The organism is Cognatiyoonia sp. IB215182 (assembly GCF_033963905.1).
In the GTDB taxonomy this organism is placed as follows: domain Bacteria; phylum Pseudomonadota; class Alphaproteobacteria; order Rhodobacterales; family Rhodobacteraceae; genus Yoonia.
Window position 1 is genome coordinate 205,169 of sequence record NZ_JAXBMB010000006.1, and the last position, 17,231, is coordinate 222,399.

Here is a 17,231-nt window from a genome sequence, read left to right on the forward strand (position 1 = left end):
CGCGTCAGTTTTTTTCGCATCGCGTATCAGATGCAATCGAGCGGTCCGATGCCCGTGGCGCGCAAGAAATCATGCGTCGCGGCAGCTTGCACGAAAGAGAGGTTGTTGATGCCCTATTACCTGAAGCTTGAGCCGCTCAGCCCGCTGAAGTCCGATGTGATAACGCTTGAGCGACTGAACACCATGATGACGCTGAAAATCGGCGGGTCGGGTAACCTTAGGCAGGGTGAGTTCTGGCGTTCTTCAGTCAACGACCAGGAATACAAAGGCTTCCAAGTTCCGGCTCGTTTGCAAATAGGCGATTTGGATCATGCTACCGGCAGAAAGACTTCATACCACCTTATCCGCATCGGCGACGAGATTGATCTGCGCGGTTACGATGACGCGGCCACATCGGTGGACATGACGAAAGAAAAGCCGACATTGGAACAGCTGAAGGCCCGATTTCCGCCCATCACCGACCCGGAAGAGATCGCACATGCAGAACGGCTTTTTCTGTCGATCTACAAACGGTCGATCGCCCACAGCCCCAGTTTGGTGTCGAAAGAAGAGAAGCTGAAGGCCATCAAGCCATCCGGGGTTTCACCTGAAGAAGTGGAGCGCTTCGCAATACTGATTGGCGGCGATGATCCGGAGACCTTGGTTTTCGCCGCAAAGCTCGCGGCTGCGGCCTATCACCCATGGGGTTTCCTACAAAAGACAGAAAGGATCGAAGGAATGTCGCTCAACGAGTGCAGGTCCTTTTCCTGGCATAGCGTTTTGATGCACGAACATCTGGCAGACACCAACCGTATTGCAATTGTCGATTGGAAGTTCGGGGCAGACGAGATCGGCGGCGTGATTGCGCGTGTATCGGGTCACCCATTTGCCTTTCCCGGCGACACGCCAAGTGAGGAGATGGGGTATGATCTGCTGGTCAGGGCGCAGACACTGCTGATGCGTGAGGGACGTGCTTTGGTGATGCTCGGGGACGAGGGCGACAGCATTGCGTTTACAATCGTACCAAAGCGTTCTCTGCGCGAGGTGCTGCGACTGGGAACAGAGCTGGGATTGCGGCCAATCGGTCCTGAAAAGAAAGGGCTCTTTCAGCGTATTTTCAGCTAAGGCGTCCCACTGGTTTGTGCTTTATGGAATGGCTGCCTGGAGCGGGTAACGGGAATCGAACCCGTAACTGAAGCTTGGGAAGCTTTCGTGATACCTTTTCACCATACCCGCAGCAGGCACTCAGATACGCTTGAGTCTGCTTTTGGTCAATCGCTTCCTTGCGCATCAATCACCCGCGGATCGATTCAAAGTTCCGTCGCGCGGCACGCATGTTGAATAGAGCCGAACCAAAACGCTGATAGGTGATGACATCCATCCAGTCGCTGGCCTGATAAGCATCTGGATCGAAGGGTAAATCGACAACAATGCAGAAGATGAGATCGAAGTCTTCAAAACCAGGCAGGGTGCTCCAATGCGCGGCTTCCGTACGGCAGGTGCGATCCCCACCTCGCGGCAGCGCTTCGTTCACCTGGGGTTGAATGATGCCGATCATTGCGGCTGGCCGATCAGGCAATGCAGAGTCCAACTTGCAAAGCATTGATTGCTTGAGCGCGATGCCATCTTCTGTCGTATTGTTGTTGGCGCGAGGATTAATGCAGCTTTCCGTGACAACGCCTGAGGTCTTCGGAAACTCGGCATTATAGCGGCCGTAAAGCGCAGTGTAAGGTCCTTGCCCGAATGATGGCGTCGCGGTGAACTTGTCTCGTCGAAATGCAAAATTGTAAGGAGTAAAGCTTGCGGGCTCATCGATGTCGTCAAATGTCATGACTGCGCCAAAAACCGTCAACTGGCCAAATCGCAAATCTGCATCAAACCGACGATATGCGAGTACGATATCTTGGCCTGACCGGGCATCCGCCATCGCACCCATGCCTGCAGCGACCCTTTCCAGCACTGTCATGTCTCTGCCTTGCTCAGAATCCCGCGCCAGAAACGATGCGTAATAGGCCAGAACCCCGAACATCATGGCAACGACGGCGAGTTGGAAGAGCAGACGCATATCAGGATAGCAACATCTCGTATGCCTAGCCGCTACGCCTTCGACGACGTCCTTGCCGCTCTCCCCCGCTGGTGTTGTGGGTGATTTCGGGGATTTCGACGATGCTACGCAGAATTGGAAAGGGATCAACGGCATTTGGCATCGCGGAGGCGTTCACGAAATGCTCCTGAAAGCGTGGTTCAATTGCGGTTTCGATCTTGTGGATCTTGTGGACCACGTCCTCAATTTCCTGGCGCGCCTCGGTGTTGAGCAGTGCGATCCGCGCTCCTGTGCCGGCGGCGTTCCCAGCGCTGGTGACCTTTTCCAGTGGGGCGTCGGGGATCATGCCGAGCACCATGGCGTGTTTGGGGCTGATATGCGCTCCAAACGCACCGGCGAGCACGACGCGGTCGACATTGTCGACGCCAAATTTGTCCATCAAGAGCCGCGCGCCCGAATAAAGCGCAGCCTTGGCCATTTGGACTTGGCGGATATCGGTATTGGTCACCGTGATCTTCGGGCCGCCATCACCCGTGCCATCATGAAGCAGGTAGGAATTGGTGCGCCCATCTTCAAAGCAATTCGGCGATCCGGTTTGTTCCGCCGAGCCGATCAGCCCCGGCCCATCGACAATCCCCGTCATGCGCATCTCGGCAATCACTTCGATGATGCCCGACCCGCAGATACCGGTGACGCCGGTGCCCGCGATGGCGGCGGCAAAGCCCTCTTCATCCGACCACAGATCGCAACCGATGACCTGAAAGCGTGGGGTCTTGGTGACGGGGTCAATGGCGACATGCTCAATTGCGCCCGGAGCGGCGCGCTGGCCGCTGCTGATCTGTGCGCCCTCAAAGGCGGGACCGGTGGGCGAAGAACACGCGAGCACCTTGTCGCGATTTCCCAGAATGATCTCAGCATTCGTGCCCACATCGACGATCAGCACAAGATCGTCCGACTTGTCAGGCGCCTCCGAGAGAGCCACGGCTGCCGCGTCCGCACCCACATGGCCTGCAATGCAGGGCAGGATGTAGGCGCGCGCTGCCGGATGCAGGTTCAGGTCAAGCTCTTGCGTGCGCAGAGAAATCGCTTCGGATGTGGCCAGCGCGAAAGGCGCCTGGCCCAGCTCATAGGCGTCGATGCCCAAAAACAGGTGATGCATGACCGGGTTGCAGACAAAGACCGCGTCAACGATCAGATTGCGATCAATCTCGGCCTCTGATGCGATCTGGACGAAAAGCGCGTTCATGCCTTCGCGGACGGCCCGCGTCATCTCATCTGAGCCTGTTGGGTTCATCATGCCATAGCTGACCCGGCTCATCAGATCCTCACCAAAGCGGATCTGTGGGTTCATGATGCCGGAGGAGGCGACCACATCGCCCGAACGCAGATCGCACAGATGAGCGGCAATGGTGGTTGAGCCGAGGTCGATCGCAAGGCCGTAGATCGTGCCGTCATAGAAACCGGGCCAGATGTCGATGATGCGGGGTGAGAAGACGGCGTCGCCCAGATGCACCGCAACGGTGACCTTCCACTCGCCCTTGCGCAGGGCCGGTTGCAGCTTTTTCAGAACAGTCAGGTCTGCCTCAAGATCCGGCAGGTCCCAATCACGCCGCAACGCGGTGACAAGCCGTTCCAGATCGCCTGAAGGGTCATGCATGTCGGGTTCGGCCACTTCGACATAGTAAAGCCGCGTGGACGGGTTCATCGTGATATCCCGCGCCTCTGCCCGCTTGCGCACGACCTGCTTGTGGACCTGACTTTCGGGAGGTACATCGATCACAATGTCGGACTGGATCGTCGCCTGACAACCCAGACGCCGCCCCGCTTTCAGGCCGCGTTTCTGGTCATAGCGTTCTTCAACGCTGTTCCATTCAGACAGGGCGTCGTCAGCGACGGTGACCCCATGTTTGGAAAACTCTCCGTAAGAAGGCGTGATCTGACATTTTGAGCAGATGCCGCGCCCGCCGCACACGCTATCAAGATCGACGCCCAATTGTCGCGCGGCCGTCAAAACCGGCGTCCCAACAGGAAAATGCCCCCGCTTGCCGGAGGGCGTGAAGATAACCAAAGGATCGTTGCTCATGCGCGCGCCTGTCGTGTTTTCCTGCAAGATAAGTGTGGTGCAGACGAAGGGAAGGCTCGATACCGTCATAATGATTATGTGCAGCGACGGGCGTGGCGCGTGTCGAAGCGCTGTGGCTGATACTGTGAATGCGGGCCGCGAAGGAGGAAAGGCATGATGGAGCGAACAGGCGGTTGCCTTTGCGGGCGCATCCGGTTTGTCGCGACAGGCGAACCGTTACGGGTCGGCATCTGTCATTGCATGGATTGCCGCAAGCATCACGGCGCGGTTTTTCATGCCTCTGCGATCTATGCCCCTGATGCCGTTCAGATTTCCGGTGACGCGCGCGAATATGAAGGCCGCGCCTTCTGCGCACATTGTGGTTCATCAGTGTTTTCGCGCAGTCCTGGCAAGATCGAGTTGCATCTGGGGGCCTTCGATCAGCCAAACGCATTTGCGCCGACTTACGAGCTTTGGATCACACGCCGGGAAGACTGGCTGCCCCCGTTTCCGGGCTTGGCTGGCTTTGTGGGCGATCGGGAGGAAGACTAGCGCAGCCCACTCAATGGGTGTTTCGCCGGAGTGATCCACAAAATGTGCCACTAGGGGGTTTTGCTGGCGGCGGTTCCGTGCAATAGGGACGTGCCAACGATACTCGCATGGGGGACCCAAAGATGCAGATTCGTGAGGCGCTTACCTTTGATGATGTTTTGCTGGTCCCCGGCGCGTCGAATGTGCTGCCGTCGACGGCGGATACGCGCACGAAAGTCACCAAAACAATCTCAATGAATATCCCGCTGCTCTCAAGCGCAATGGATACGGTGACCGAGGGCCGGATGGCGATTGCAATGGCGCAGGCTGGCGGCATTGGCGTGGTGCACAAGAACCTGAGTGTCGAAGAACAGGCCAAGGAAATCCGCCGCGTGAAGCGCTTTGTGTCCGGTACGGTCTACAATCCGGTGACTTTGCGCCCGGACCAGACGCTGGCTGATGCGAAGGCGCTGATGGAGCGTTATCGGATTACCGGTTTTCCCGTCGTCGGCGCCGACGGCAAGGTTGTTGGGATCGTGACGAACCGCGACATGCGCTTTGCCCAGGACGATGACACCCCGGTCAGCGTCATGATGACGTCCGAGGATCTCGCAATGCTGACGGAGCCTGCTGATCTCGACGAGGCACGCTCGCTGATGCAGGCGCGCCGCATCGAAAAGCTTCTGATCACGGACGGGCAGGGCAAACTGACCGGGCTTTTGACGCTCAAAGACAGTGAACAGGCCGTGCTGAACCCGATGGCATGTAAGGACGCGTTGGGGCGTTTGCGCGTAGCGGCAGCCTCTGGTGTTGGCGATGCCGGGTTTGAACGGGCCGAGGCGCTGGTGGATGCGGGCGTCGATATGATCGTAATCGACACAGCGCACGGCCATTCCGAAGGCGTCGCGAAGGCAGTTGAGCGGGCCAAGATGCTTTCAAACGAAGTGCAAATCGTTGCCGGCAACATCGCTACGGGCACAGCCGCCAAAGCGCTGATTGATGCGGGTGCTGATGCGGTGAAGGTTGGTATCGGTCCCGGTTCCATTTGCACAACGCGCATGGTCGCGGGCGTGGGTGTGCCGCAACTGACCGCCATCATGGATTGCGCCGAAGGGGCGGGGGACGTGCCGGTCATCGCCGATGGCGGCATCAAGTTTTCGGGCGATTTTGCCAAGGCGATTGCAGCGGGCGCCTCTTGCGCCATGGTGGGCTCGATGATCGCGGGGACGGATGAAAGCCCGGGCGAAGTGATCCTGTATCAAGGACGGTCGTTCAAATCCTATCGCGGGATGGGCAGTCTTGGCGCCATGGCCAGCGGATCAGCGGACAGGTATTTCCAGAAAGAAGCGGCGAGCGACAAGCTGGTACCTGAGGGGATCGAGGGCCAGGTGCCCTACAAGGGCTCGGCACATGCGGTGGTGCATCAGCTTGTGGGCGGCTTGCGCGCCGCGATGGGCTATACCGGCAACGCGACGATTGAAGAAATGCGCAAGAATTGCACTTTCGTGAAAATCACCGGCGCGGGGCTGAAGGAAAGCCATGTGCATGACGTGCAGATCACGCGCGAGAGCCCGAATTACCGCGTCGGCTAACCCATGACCCCCGGCGCCCGTGTTGCTGCGGCGATCACGATTATCGACAATATCAAAACGGGCATCCCGGCCGAACAAGCCTTGATCAAATGGGCGCGGGCAAGCCGCTTTGCAGGGTCGAAGGATCGGGCGGCCATTCGCGATTATGTCTTTGACGTTCTGCGCGCCCGCCGCTCGCTTGGTGACGGCGACGGGCGCGCGGTGATTATGCGGCTTTTGCGCCGGGACGCGGCAGATTTGGCCGCATATTTTCACGGTGAAGGTCATGCGCCTCCGCCACCCACTGATGCGGAAAGGGCGGACTTGGCGTTGCCACTTGCGCTTTCGGAACCGGCGGCGCACGACATGCCTGATTGGCTTTGGCCCCTCTGGCTTGAAAGCTTGGGTGCAGATGCGCGCCCAGCGGCCCTAGCGCTGCAACATCGCGCACCCACATTTCTGCGGGTTAATCGCCGTAACGGAACATCGGAGGCTGCGATCACAGAGCTTGCTGCCGCCGACATCGTGGCGGAACCACATGAAACAGTGCGGGGATGCCTGCGCGTGACCGAAAATGCGCCCCGCATCAAGACATCAGCGGCCTTTCAGAAAGGTCTTGTGGAATTGCAGGATGCCGCGTCGCAGTTCGCAGTGCAAGAGGTGCCGTTTGGGGGGAGAGGGCGCATTCTGGATTATTGCGCAGGAGGTGGTGGCAAGGCCTTGGCATTTGCCGATCTGCATCCTGAGGCAGATGTGTTTGCACATGATGTGTCACCTGCGCGTATGGCAGATCTGCCAGCGCGCGCTTCCCGCGCGAAGGTGAATATCACACGCCTGTCCACGCACGACTTAACAGGGCAGGCCCCGTTTGACTTGGTGTTTTGCGATGCGCCTTGTAGCGGCAGTGGTACCTGGCGGCGCACGCCGGACGCGAAATGGCGCTTGACCAAAGACCGGCTTGCCGCGCTGCAAGAAACCCAGGCCAAGGTGTTGGCGAAGGCCGCCCCCCTTGTCGCGTTTGGCGGTTTCCTGGTCTATGCGACCTGTTCCGTGCTTCGTGAGGAAAATGAGGCAACGATTGCTGGGTTTTTACGGGCGAACCCCGCTTGGGAAATCTGCGATCAACATCGGCTTCTGCCCGGTGGCGCTGGTGATGGTTTCTTTCTCTGCGTTTTGGTGCAAAAATAGAACAACCCAAGATTGATGCGGTCCCTGTGGATAGATCATGCTTAAGCATTGGTTAATCCTTCACCGGTAGATGCTTGGGGGATTGTTTAACGAGGATTGAACGTGCCGAAAGACCAGACGCTCAGTGTGACTGACGAACCGGCGGAGGGTCGTTTTTTATCGCCACATGCCATGGTTCTGGCGGTTGCGGCCTTGTTTGTCATTCTGTCATTCTTCATGAACGTTGCGGTGTTTCGGCTGGCGCTTTTGTTCGGCGGCATCACCCTCGTCTTTCTGACAATCGCGCTTTGGTTGCGCGGCTGGATTGGCCGGGTCTGGGGGCAGCGGCTTGATACAACCATCCGCCAGCTCATGAAACACGACGCGGATAATGTTTTCCTGACGGATGCGGGTGGGCGGATTTCTTATGCCAATCAGGTTGCGACAGCACGCTTTGGGGAATGTGTTGGCGCGTCGCTGGGTCATGTTTTTGCCGAGATGCTGGCCAATCCCGATCCGGTGCTCCGCCGCCTCTCTGCTCGTGTACGAGAAGGCGGTGCGAGCAAGGAAGATATCGTCACAAGACAGGGGCATTTTCGGTTGAGCGCATCGGCAATCGGCGAAGAGCGCTTGCTTTGGCGACTTGATGATCTGCGTGAATTGAACGGCGTCGCAATTCAGGCACCCGACCTGACGCCCTTACCCGCCATACACGCCGAACCAAGCGGCACTATAACGCGCCTGAATCCTGCTGCGCGCGCCCTGCTAGGGCGGCGACCAAAGACGTTAAGCGAGATTTTTGACGATGGTTCTGTCCGATCAGGACAGACATACGCCGTTGAGACTGCGGAAGGTCGCAAACAGGTTCTGATTGCCGAGCTGGACGGACAGGATGGCGCGCGTGATATCTATATGCTGCCAAGCGCGCAAAACAACGACGCGCCACGACAGATAGAGGCTGGTTGGGACGCGATCGAGGATTTGCCCGTGCCACTTCTGAAAATCGCGTCGGACGGGTTGGTGCTCGCGTCAAATCGGGAGGCGCGCCAGTTGCTGCACCTGGAGTCGACGCAAGACAGGCGCATGGGCGACATGCTCGACGGTTTGGGGCGCCCGATCAATGATTGGCTGCGCGAGGCCTCTGAAGGGCGCGGCGGCCAGGCTTCACAATTCCTGCGCGGGCGGGGTGACAATCAGGATACATTTGTTCAGGTCACGCTGAACCTGGCAGGTGGGACCAGAGACCCTCACCTGATCGCCGTTCTGAACGATGTGACCGAACTCAAGACGCTTGAGGCGCAGTTTGTTCAAAGCCAGAAGATGCAGGCGATTGGCCAATTGGCTGGCGGCGTCGCGCATGACTTTAACAATCTGCTCACAGCGATTTCGGGCCATTGTGATCTTTTGCTTCTCAGGCATGACGACGGCGACCAGAACTACGGAGATTTGATCCAGATCCATCAGAACGCCAACCGGGCAGCAAGCCTTGTTGGACAGCTTCTCGCGTTTTCACGTAAGCAAAATCTGCAGCCAGAGGTGATTGATCTGCGCGACACGCTGTCTGACCTGACCCATCTCTTGAATCGTCTTGTGGGGGAAAAAGTGACCTTGTCGCTTTATCACGACCCGGCGCTCGCACAGATCAAGGCCGATAAGCGGCAGCTTGAACAGGTGTTCATGAACCTTGTTGTGAATGCACGCGATGCGATGGATGGGGCGGGCGATATTAAGGTCGTGACCGAAAACCTGACGCTGAAGACGCAGATGATCAAGGACCGCGCCGAGGTGCCGCCGGGCGAATATGTCGTCGTCAAGGTCATCGACGAAGGGCACGGCATAAGTCCTGAAAAGCTGCAAAAGATCTTTGAGCCGTTTTGGACGACCAAACGACCTGGCGAGGGAACGGGCCTGGGTTTGTCGACGGCTTACGGCATCGTCAAGCAAACGGGTGGCTTCATCTTTGCTGAAAGTGAGCTGGGCAAGGGTACGCAGTTTTCGCTGCTTTTCCCGAGCCATCGCGCACCCGTGGCGGAAATGGCTCCTGTCGTCGCCCCCGATGCGAAGATCATGAACATCAATGGCGACGGTGTTGTCCTCTTGGTCGAGGATGAAGCGCCTGTGCGTGCCTTTGCCTCGCGTGCCTTGCGGTTGCGGGGATACACAGTGCTTGAAGCCGATTGCGCGGAGGCAGCACTGGAATTGCTGAACGACGAAGCGCTGAAGGTCGATATCTTTGTGACCGATGTGATCATGCCGGGCATGGATGGTCCGACCTGGGTTCGTCAGGCGTTGAAAGACCGCCCTGATACCCGGGTCGTATTTGTTTCGGGCTATGCTGAGGACGCGTTTGGCGACGACCAAACCCAGATCCCCAATTCGGTGTTCCTGCCCAAGCCATTTTCACTGAATGCACTGACCCAGACAGTCCACGGGCAATTGCACTAGCAGTTTGTTCATAGACTTGTTGCCAGAGCGATCCCATCGCGCGGACGATAGGCCTAAAAGCGCGTCACGCCAAATCCAGGCAAAACGCAATGGCTACATGTCAGCTTTGCAAGGCCATCAGATGTGCGGCGCAACCGATGAGTGCGGCGTAGTCGTCCTCCACAACATGCACGGCGAAGTTGCCCATGAAACCTGCGAAACGCCCCTTGTCGCGAAAGGCTTCGGCAAAGCCGAACTGACTCAGATGCGGTGCGAAGGCCCGTGCAACGCCACCCACAAGATAGACCCCGCCAAATGGCAGTTGGATCAATGAGAGGTTCCCACAAACCGTGCCCAATATCCGGGTAAACAAGCGGGCGGCGGCGACCGCGCGTGGATCACTGCCATCGGCACAGGCGGCCATGATGTCTTTTGCCGCCGCTTCACGGGGAGAGCCTTCTTCTTGCCCCAAGAACGCATAAGCACGTTCCAATCCGCGGCCCGATAATACGTCTTCAACTGCAGGGAAGCCGTGCGCGGTTGATACAAATTGGCAAAGGCGTAGCTCCATCTCGTTACGGATAGGCAGATTGGCGTGTCCACTTTCGGAAGGCGGGACAACGCGGCCCTGTTCGAGATCAAAGACCGGTGCGGCGTTGAAGCCGGTGCCAATACCCACCATAAGCCGTGCGGCTTTCGGCTGCCCTGTAGGACCGGGTAGGATCGTGCGGATATTCGCCGGATCAATGTAACCCATTGCGTGTCCCTGCGCCTGCAGGTCATTCAAAATCGCCGTGGTCTCGGCCCTTGTGGCGCGGGCGAGCGTGTCTTTGTCGATGGTCCAGTCGAGATTGGTCAGTGTGGCGCGACCATCGCGCACAGGCCCCGCAACGGCGACACAGGCTGCTTTGGGGTCAACCCCGCCTTCGTCAGCGATGTATTGGCGCAGTACGGATTCGAGGCCTGGATAATCGGCGTTGCGATAGCGCCGAATTGTGCCATCAACGATTTGTCGCTCGTCTGCCAGTGCAACGCGCGTATTGGTGCCACCGATATCGGCAACAAGCGAATAAAGGTTGTCGGGATGGGACATGGTCTTCCTAACGCGCGATGGCGGATTTGAGCGCGTGATAAGATGCTTTCGGGGTGCGCTTCAAGGTCTCGAAATCCACATGGATCAGACCAAAGCGTTTTTCATAACCAAAGGCCCATTCGTAATTGTCCAGAAGTGACCAATAGAAGAAGCCTCGGACATTGACGCCATCGGTGATCGCATGACGCGTTGCCGCCAGATGATCATCAATGAAGCGGATGCGTGTCTGGTCGTCGACCACGCCGTCTTTGACATGATCGTTCCATGCCATGCCATTCTCGGTCACGTAGATAGGGAGTTCGCCGACATAGTCGTGTGCAAGCCGGGACAGAAAACTGCGAAGGCCATCGGGATAAATCTCCCACCCCATCTGAGTTTTATCGCCAGGTCCATCTTCGGAGACGGCGTGTGGCCAGACGGCGCCCTGGTCGGCACTGACCATGTGACGGGTGTAGTAGTTCACGCCCAGAGAATCGATGGGCTGGCTGATGAGTTCCATGTCGTCTTGCCAGTTCTCCGGCATATGCGGCGCGAAACCTTCCAGAGCCTCGGTCGGGTAACTGCCTTTGGTGATTGCCTCAATGAACCAGCGGTTAAAGATGGCATCTGTGGTCGCAGCCGCCTGGGTTGCGTCGGGGTCCGCATCATTTGGCTCTGTGTGATCGAAATTCAGGACGATACCACAATTGGACATGCCTTTGTCGCGCAGTCGGGCGAGTGCAGTGCCGTGTGCCAAAAGAATATGGTGCATCGCCCGAGATGCTGCACGAATATCGCGCAGTCCAGGCGCGTGATGGCCCAGAAAATGCGAAAGATACGCAACACACCAGGGTTCGTTGATTGTCGCTATGGAAGCGACACGGTCTCCGATCCGGTCGGTGATCACATCGGTGAAATCACCGAAATAGGCGCAAGTGTCGCGATTGGCCCAACCGCCCTTGTCGGCCAATGCGGAAGGAAGCTCCCAATGATAGAGCGTCTGAAAGGGCTGCAAGCCGCGTTCGAGCATCGCGTCCACCAGCCCGTCGTAGAAGTCGAGACCCTCGGGGTTCACATTGCGTCCGTCCGGCATGACCCGCGCCCATGACGTGGAAAACCGGTAGGCGTCCATGCCAGCGTCCCGCGTCAGATCTAGATCTTCGGCAAAGCGGTGGTAGTGATCACAGGCAAGCGCACCGTTTTCCGCGCGCACGACATTGCCGGGACCTGCGGCGAATGTGTCCCAATGCGTTGAGCCCGCGCCGCCAAATTGATGACCCTCTATCTGATAAGCGGCGGTCGCCGCCCCGAACAGAAATCCGGTCGGGAAATCATTGCGTTGGAAGTTCATGTTGATCCTTAGCTGAGGGCAGGGCCCGTAGATTGACCGACCATCAATTCGGCTTCGAGAAGCTGGTGCTGCGTGGCCTTGTGCGGCTTGGCAATCTGATCCAGCAGCATCGCGGCCAGGCGACGACCCGCTTCGCGGACCGAAGACCGGGTTGCGGTGAATATTGGAACATCGTCGCCGTTCTGCAGATAGGACAATGCGTCGTCGTGGGTGACGACAGACACGTTGCGGCCCATACGCAATCCACGCTCTTCAATGGCACGCCGCACACCAAGCGCACTGATCAATGACGAACATAGGATCGCAGTGGGCGGGTTCTCACCATCAAGCATCGCACCGGCGGAGCGGTAGCCGAATACTTCTGTCATTTCGCCAGAACGCATCAGCGCAGGATCGACGGGCAGTTCACGTTCGACAAGCGCATGCTCATACCCGTCGCGGCGCCTATGCGCGAAATCCATCATTTCCAGACCGTTGATCAGGGCAATACGGCGATGACCCAGATCGTAGAGAAAACTCGTGGCACGGGCAAAGGCGCTGCGATTGTTCACGTCAAGCCAAGTGTAAGGCAGCTCAATGCCTGACGCCCGCCCATGCACCGCAAAGGGTAGCCCCAGATCGTGCAAAAGCGCGATCCGCGCGTCATCCATCCGCGGCCCATGCACGATCACCCCGTCAACCGCGCGGCGCGATTTCAGACCGCGATAGACCTGTTCTTCGTCCTCGTCAGCGACGATGGACAGGATCATTTCATAGCCATGCCGCGAATAGGTCTCGCCGGCGCCGGCGATAAAATCGCCGAAAACGGGGTTCACCATCTCGTGCTTGTTCGAGACCGGGATCACATGACCGATCGCCAGTGCTTGACCGGTCGCCAATCCTTTGGCGCGATTGCTTGGGCGGTAGTTGAACGCTCTCGCGGCTTCCTCCACGCGGGCACGTGTCGCCGGGCTCACCTCGGGGTAGCCGTTCAGCGCACGGCTGACGGTCGTTTGGCTAAGCCCCAGATTTTGCGAGAGTTCTTTGAGGTTCATTTGTCGTAAAGTCGTTCAAAGCGCTTTCATTTTTCACCGCTTGGTAGGGGCCAAATCCGCTGCAATTTGGCCTCGTAATCGTTTCAGTAAACGCCAGATTTGAAAAATCCAAGCCTTTTTTCCCGAGCACTGGCGTGTTGACAGGCGCGACAAGTTGCTCAACTGTGTTGCCATCCAAAGCGCTTTGAGCATGATTCCTAAGCGCCGGATGGGGAAACCGCACGCGAAGCGTGCACACATCAAGTCACGCATCGTAAGAAGGTGCGATTGGGAGGACGATCAATGAAAACGAAACTGTATGCCAGCGTGGCAGCGGTTGCTCTGACTGCGAGCGCCGTTCAGGCGGATGGCCATTTGGTCTATGCACCGGGTGAGGGCGACTTTAGCTGGGACAGCTACAATGAATGGGCCGCAAACGCACCCGACCTCAGCGGTGAGTCCGTTACCGTCTTCGGCCCATGGTTGTCGCCCGAGGATGATTTCTTTCGCTCAGCCATCGCTTACTTTGCCGACGCAACCGGTGCGAATATCACCTACACAGGCTCTGACGGGTTTGAGCAGCAGATCGTGATTGATGCCGAAGCCGGTTCCGCACCCAACGTGGCGGTGTTCCCCCAGCCGGGTCTGGCTTCAACGATGGCAGCGCAAGGTTTGTTGACGCCCTTGGGTGACGACATGGCATCCTGGGTCGCCGATAACTACGCCGCCGGTCAGTCCTGGGTTGATCTGGGCACTTATGCTGATGCGAGCGGCAATGATCAGTTCTATGGTTTCTTCTACAACGTGAACGTCAAATCGCTGGTCTGGTACAGCCCGGAGAACTTTGAAGACGCCGATTACGAAGTGCCGGAGAGCATGGAAGACCTGATCGCGCTGTCCGAACAGATCATCGCAGATGGTGAAACACCTTGGTGCATCGGTCTGGGGTCCGGCCCGGCCACAGGTTGGCCTGCGACTGACTGGGTCGAAGACATCATGCTGCGCACACAGACGCCCGAAACCTATGATCAGTGGGTGACCAACGAGATCCCGTTCAACGATCCAAAGGTGATTGAGGCGGTTGAGACATTCGGCATGTTTGCCAAGAATGACGACATGGTTGCAGGTGGTTCTGCCGCCGTGGGCTCCACCGATTTCCGCGACAGCCCCACCGGTCTCTTCTCGTCGCCCCCACAATGCTACATGCACCGTCAGGCCTCTTTCGCCACGGCGTTCTTCCCTGACGATGTTGTGCCCGGCGAAGATGCAGACTTCTTCTACTTCCCATCCTTCGCTGAAAAAGACCTGGGCAACCCAGTTCTGGGTGGTGGCACGCTGATGGCCGTGACAAACGCGTCTGATGCAACGATGGAATTCATGCGGTTCCTGCAATTGCCATTGGCCCACGAGGTGATGATGGCGCAAACGGGCTTCCTGACACCACATTCCGGCGTGAACCTTGACGCTTACAAGGATGAAATCCTGCGCGGGCAGGGGGAAATCCTGCTGAACGCAACGACTTTCCGCTTTGACGCGTCCGACCTGATGCCGGGTGCCGTTGGTGCGGGCACGTTCTGGACGGGTATGGTTGACTATGTCGGCGGCGCGGATGCCGAGACTGTGACGACTGCGATCCAGAATAGCTGGGACGCGCTGAAGTAAGCGGGGCCGCACAAGCGAAAACGCTTGATTTGACAATGGCACGGACGGACAATCGTCCGTGCCAATAAGCGGTCTTAACCGCAATTCATCGCCACGGGGAGGAGACCATGCATCCTGCATTGCTTGGATTGGTCACAATTATCATTGGTGTGGGCGGCTGTGTCGGTTACTTTTACGGCGCCAACCTGTTTCTGGACAAAGTGCTGTTTCCGGCCAAAGGGCCGAATGCGGGGCGGAACATCAACCGCGCCAATATGATCCGACCGTGGATCTTCCTGTTTCCCGCGATTTTCGCGCTTGGCCTTTATCTGGCCTATCCGGTTTTCGCGACATTGCGCCTGAGCTTTTTGGAGCGCCTGCCCGGCAATGAATATGCTTTTGTCGGGCTCGAGAACTATACCGCCATGTTTGCCGAGCCCAAATTTGTTGAGGCGATGTGGAACAATGTTTTGTGGTTGATTGTGGTGCCTGCTGCCGCGACGGGTTTCGGGCTACTGGCTGCGCAGCTGACCGACCGGCTGAGCTGGGGGAACATCGCCAAATCCATCGTTTTTATGCCGATGGCGATCTCGTTTGTCGGTGCGGCGGTGATCTTCAAACTGGTCTATGAAGCCCGGCCCGAGGATGTGGCGCAGATCGGCATTTTGAACCACCTTTACCTGACCTTCGGCGGGGCGGAACCGCAGCAATGGCTTCAGATCCCGTTCTGGAACAATTTCTTCCTGATGATCGTGCTGATTTGGATCCAGACCGGCTTTGCCATGGTGATCCTGTCCGCCGCCTTGCGGGGCATCCCGGAAGAGACGGTTGAGGCTGCGATCATTGACGGCGCCAACCCCTTCCAGATCTTCTTCAAGATCAAGATCCCGCAGATCATGTCGACCATCGTTGTGGTTTGGACCACGATCACGATTGCCACACTCAAGGTCTTCGACATCGTCTTCGCGATGACCAACGGCCAATGGGAGACGCAGGTGCTGGCCAACTACATGTACGACAAATTGTTCCGCGCGAATGACTGGGGCATGGGGTCGGCTGCGGCCATGATCATTATGCTGATGGTGACGCCGATCCTGGTGTGGAACGTCTACAACGCCCGGAAGGAGATGCGCTGATGGATGCGATGGCTGGACAAAAGCCCATTGTGGTATGGGCGCTGAATATCTCGGTCGTGTTGCTGGTCCTGTTGTGGCTGTTCCCGACGCTGGGCCTCTTTGTGTCGTCCTTCCGGACGGGTGATCAGATCACCGCGTCGGGCTGGTGGTCGGCGATGTTCCCAGCGGAACAAACGCTGCAAATCCGGGCCGCTGACCCCGACGACAACCGGGTTGATCTGGGCAACGGTGTCTTTGCGGTCGAAGGCAACATCTTTGGCGAGGAAGCATTCGCTGGTGAAATCAGCGGCTGGTCCACGTCGAGCCGCCGTTTGGGCGAAAACGCACCGGGTGACACGTTCGACATGGGAGACGGTGAAAGCTTCACGCTGAACGCCGATGGCACCTATGTCTGGCAGGGCAATGATGATCAGATCAGCGGGCGGGCGCAGCGGGTCTTTATCGACGCGACCACGCCGCCTGATTTCACGCTCGACAACTACAATTTCGTGCTGTTTGACGAGGATAACTCCGAAGGGATGGCCAAGGCGTTCTTCAACACGCTGACCGTGGTGATCCCGGCGACAATCATCCCGATCCTGATCGCGGCCTTTGCGGCTTATGCGCTGGCATGGATGGATTTCCCCGGGCGGGCATTGCTGATTGCAGCGGTAGTTGGATTGCTCGTTGTGCCGCTGCAACTCGCGCTCATCCCGCTTCTGTCGCTGCATAATGCCATTGGCATCGGGAAAGGGTATCTGGGCGTCTGGCTGGCGCATACGGGCTTTGGCCTGCCGCTCGCCATCTATCTCTTACGCAACTACATGGTGGGCTTGCCGCGCGACATTATCGAGAACGCCAAGGTGGACGGGGCGACGGATTTCCAGATCTTCACCAAGATCATTCTGCCGCTTTCGTTCCCGGCTTTGGCCTCCTTCGCGATCTTCCAGTTCCTCTGGACTTGGAACGACCTCTTGGTGGCGCTCGTGTTCCTGATCGACGCGTCGGGTCAGACGACAGTCATGACCAAGCAGATCGTGGAACTTTTGGGCACGCGCGGCGGCGATTGGGAGATCTTGGCGACATCCGCTTTCGTGTCGATCGCGGTGCCGCTCTTGGTCTTCTTTGCAATGCAAAAGTATCTGGTGCGTGGCCTCTTGGCCGGTTCGGTGAAGTAAGTGACAACCGCCCCGGGCTTGGCCCGGGGCCTCAACCAAGCGCCCCCCAAGAAAAGTTCGGGACGGGGTTACAGGAACAATGG

13 protein-coding genes and 1 tRNA gene are annotated in these 17,231 nt (G+C 57.9%); 8 read left to right on the plus strand and 6 right to left on the minus strand.

All coding sequences use genetic code 11. The features are described from left to right. The first annotated feature begins 108 nt into the window (after positions 1–108). On the plus strand, positions 109–1,104 hold the full coding sequence (locus SLH47_RS13890) for a hypothetical protein (RefSeq protein WP_320240154.1): 996 nt from the start codon (positions 109–111) through the stop codon (positions 1,102–1,104). Between the two features lie 37 nt (positions 1,105–1,141). Here the strand turns inward: SLH47_RS13890 and SLH47_RS13895 are convergent. From SLH47_RS13895 to SLH47_RS13905, 3 genes are all read right to left on the minus strand, one after another. After that, positions 1,142–1,215, minus strand: a tRNA-Gly gene (locus SLH47_RS13895). 58 nt (positions 1,216–1,273) lie between these two features. Next, the gene (locus SLH47_RS13900; protein ID WP_320240155.1) at positions 1,274–2,044 is read right to left on the minus strand and encodes a hypothetical protein; all 771 of its coding nucleotides are present in this window, start codon (positions 2,042–2,044) and stop codon (positions 1,274–1,276) included. A gap of 25 nt (positions 2,045–2,069) precedes the next feature. Further along, complete coding sequence (locus SLH47_RS13905) at positions 2,070–4,106, minus strand: ASKHA domain-containing protein (RefSeq protein ID WP_320240156.1); 2,037 nt, start codon at positions 4,104–4,106, stop codon at positions 2,070–2,072. 153 nt (positions 4,107–4,259) lie between these two features. On the opposite strand from SLH47_RS13905, the gene SLH47_RS13910 reads away from it, so the two are divergent. From SLH47_RS13910 to SLH47_RS13925, 4 genes are all read left to right on the plus strand, one after another. Continuing rightward, positions 4,260–4,637, plus strand: coding sequence for a GFA family protein (locus tag SLH47_RS13910; protein ID WP_320240157.1), 378 nt, complete (start codon positions 4,260–4,262; stop codon positions 4,635–4,637). Positions 4,638–4,759: 122 nt separating this feature from the next. Next, on the plus strand, positions 4,760–6,208 hold the full coding sequence (gene guaB, locus SLH47_RS13915; RefSeq protein WP_320240158.1) for an IMP dehydrogenase: 1,449 nt from the start codon (positions 4,760–4,762) through the stop codon (positions 6,206–6,208). A gap of 3 nt (positions 6,209–6,211) precedes the next feature. Then, positions 6,212–7,375 carry an RsmB/NOP family class I SAM-dependent RNA methyltransferase gene (locus SLH47_RS13920; RefSeq protein ID WP_320240159.1) on the plus strand — a complete coding sequence of 388 codons (1,164 nt, stop codon included), beginning with the start codon at positions 6,212–6,214 and terminating at the stop codon, positions 7,373–7,375. A gap of 171 nt (positions 7,376–7,546) precedes the next feature. Next, positions 7,547–9,799 carry an ATP-binding protein gene (locus tag SLH47_RS13925; protein WP_413785648.1) on the plus strand — a complete coding sequence of 751 codons (2,253 nt, stop codon included), beginning with the start codon at positions 7,547–7,549 and terminating at the stop codon, positions 9,797–9,799. 100 nt (positions 9,800–9,899) lie between these two features. Here the strand turns inward: SLH47_RS13925 and SLH47_RS13930 are convergent, their stop codons facing one another. The 3 genes from SLH47_RS13930 to SLH47_RS13940 are packed head-to-tail and all read right to left on the minus strand — an operon-like array spanning position 9,900 to position 13,235. After that, positions 9,900–10,871: a glucokinase gene (locus tag SLH47_RS13930; protein WP_320240161.1), complete on the minus strand. Its 972-nt coding sequence runs from the start codon at positions 10,869–10,871 to the stop codon at positions 9,900–9,902. 7 nt (positions 10,872–10,878) lie between these two features. Then, on the minus strand, positions 10,879–12,201 hold the full coding sequence (locus SLH47_RS13935) for a GH1 family beta-glucosidase (protein ID WP_320240162.1): 1,323 nt from the start codon (positions 12,199–12,201) through the stop codon (positions 10,879–10,881). An 8-nt stretch (positions 12,202–12,209) separates the two neighbouring features. Next, positions 12,210–13,235, minus strand: coding sequence for a substrate-binding domain-containing protein (locus SLH47_RS13940; RefSeq protein WP_320240163.1), 1,026 nt, complete (start codon positions 13,233–13,235; stop codon positions 12,210–12,212). Between the two features lie 282 nt (positions 13,236–13,517). Here SLH47_RS13940 and SLH47_RS13945 point away from each other — a divergent pair, with 282 nt between their 5' ends. From SLH47_RS13945 to SLH47_RS13955, 3 genes are all read left to right on the plus strand, one after another. Continuing rightward, a complete protein-coding gene (locus SLH47_RS13945) occupies positions 13,518–14,876 on the plus strand; it encodes an ABC transporter substrate-binding protein (protein ID WP_320240164.1) in 1,359 nt (452 codons plus the stop codon). Positions 14,877–14,983: 107 nt separating this feature from the next. Further along, positions 14,984–15,991, plus strand: a complete 1,008-nt coding sequence (locus SLH47_RS13950) for a sugar ABC transporter permease (protein WP_320240165.1) — start codon at positions 14,984–14,986, stop codon at positions 15,989–15,991. Continuing rightward, positions 15,991–17,148 carry a carbohydrate ABC transporter permease gene (locus SLH47_RS13955; RefSeq protein WP_320240166.1) on the plus strand — a complete coding sequence of 386 codons (1,158 nt, stop codon included), beginning with the start codon at positions 15,991–15,993 and terminating at the stop codon, positions 17,146–17,148. The genes SLH47_RS13950 and SLH47_RS13955 overlap by 1 nt, the downstream gene beginning before the upstream one ends. The last annotated feature ends 83 nt before the right edge of the window (positions 17,149–17,231 follow it).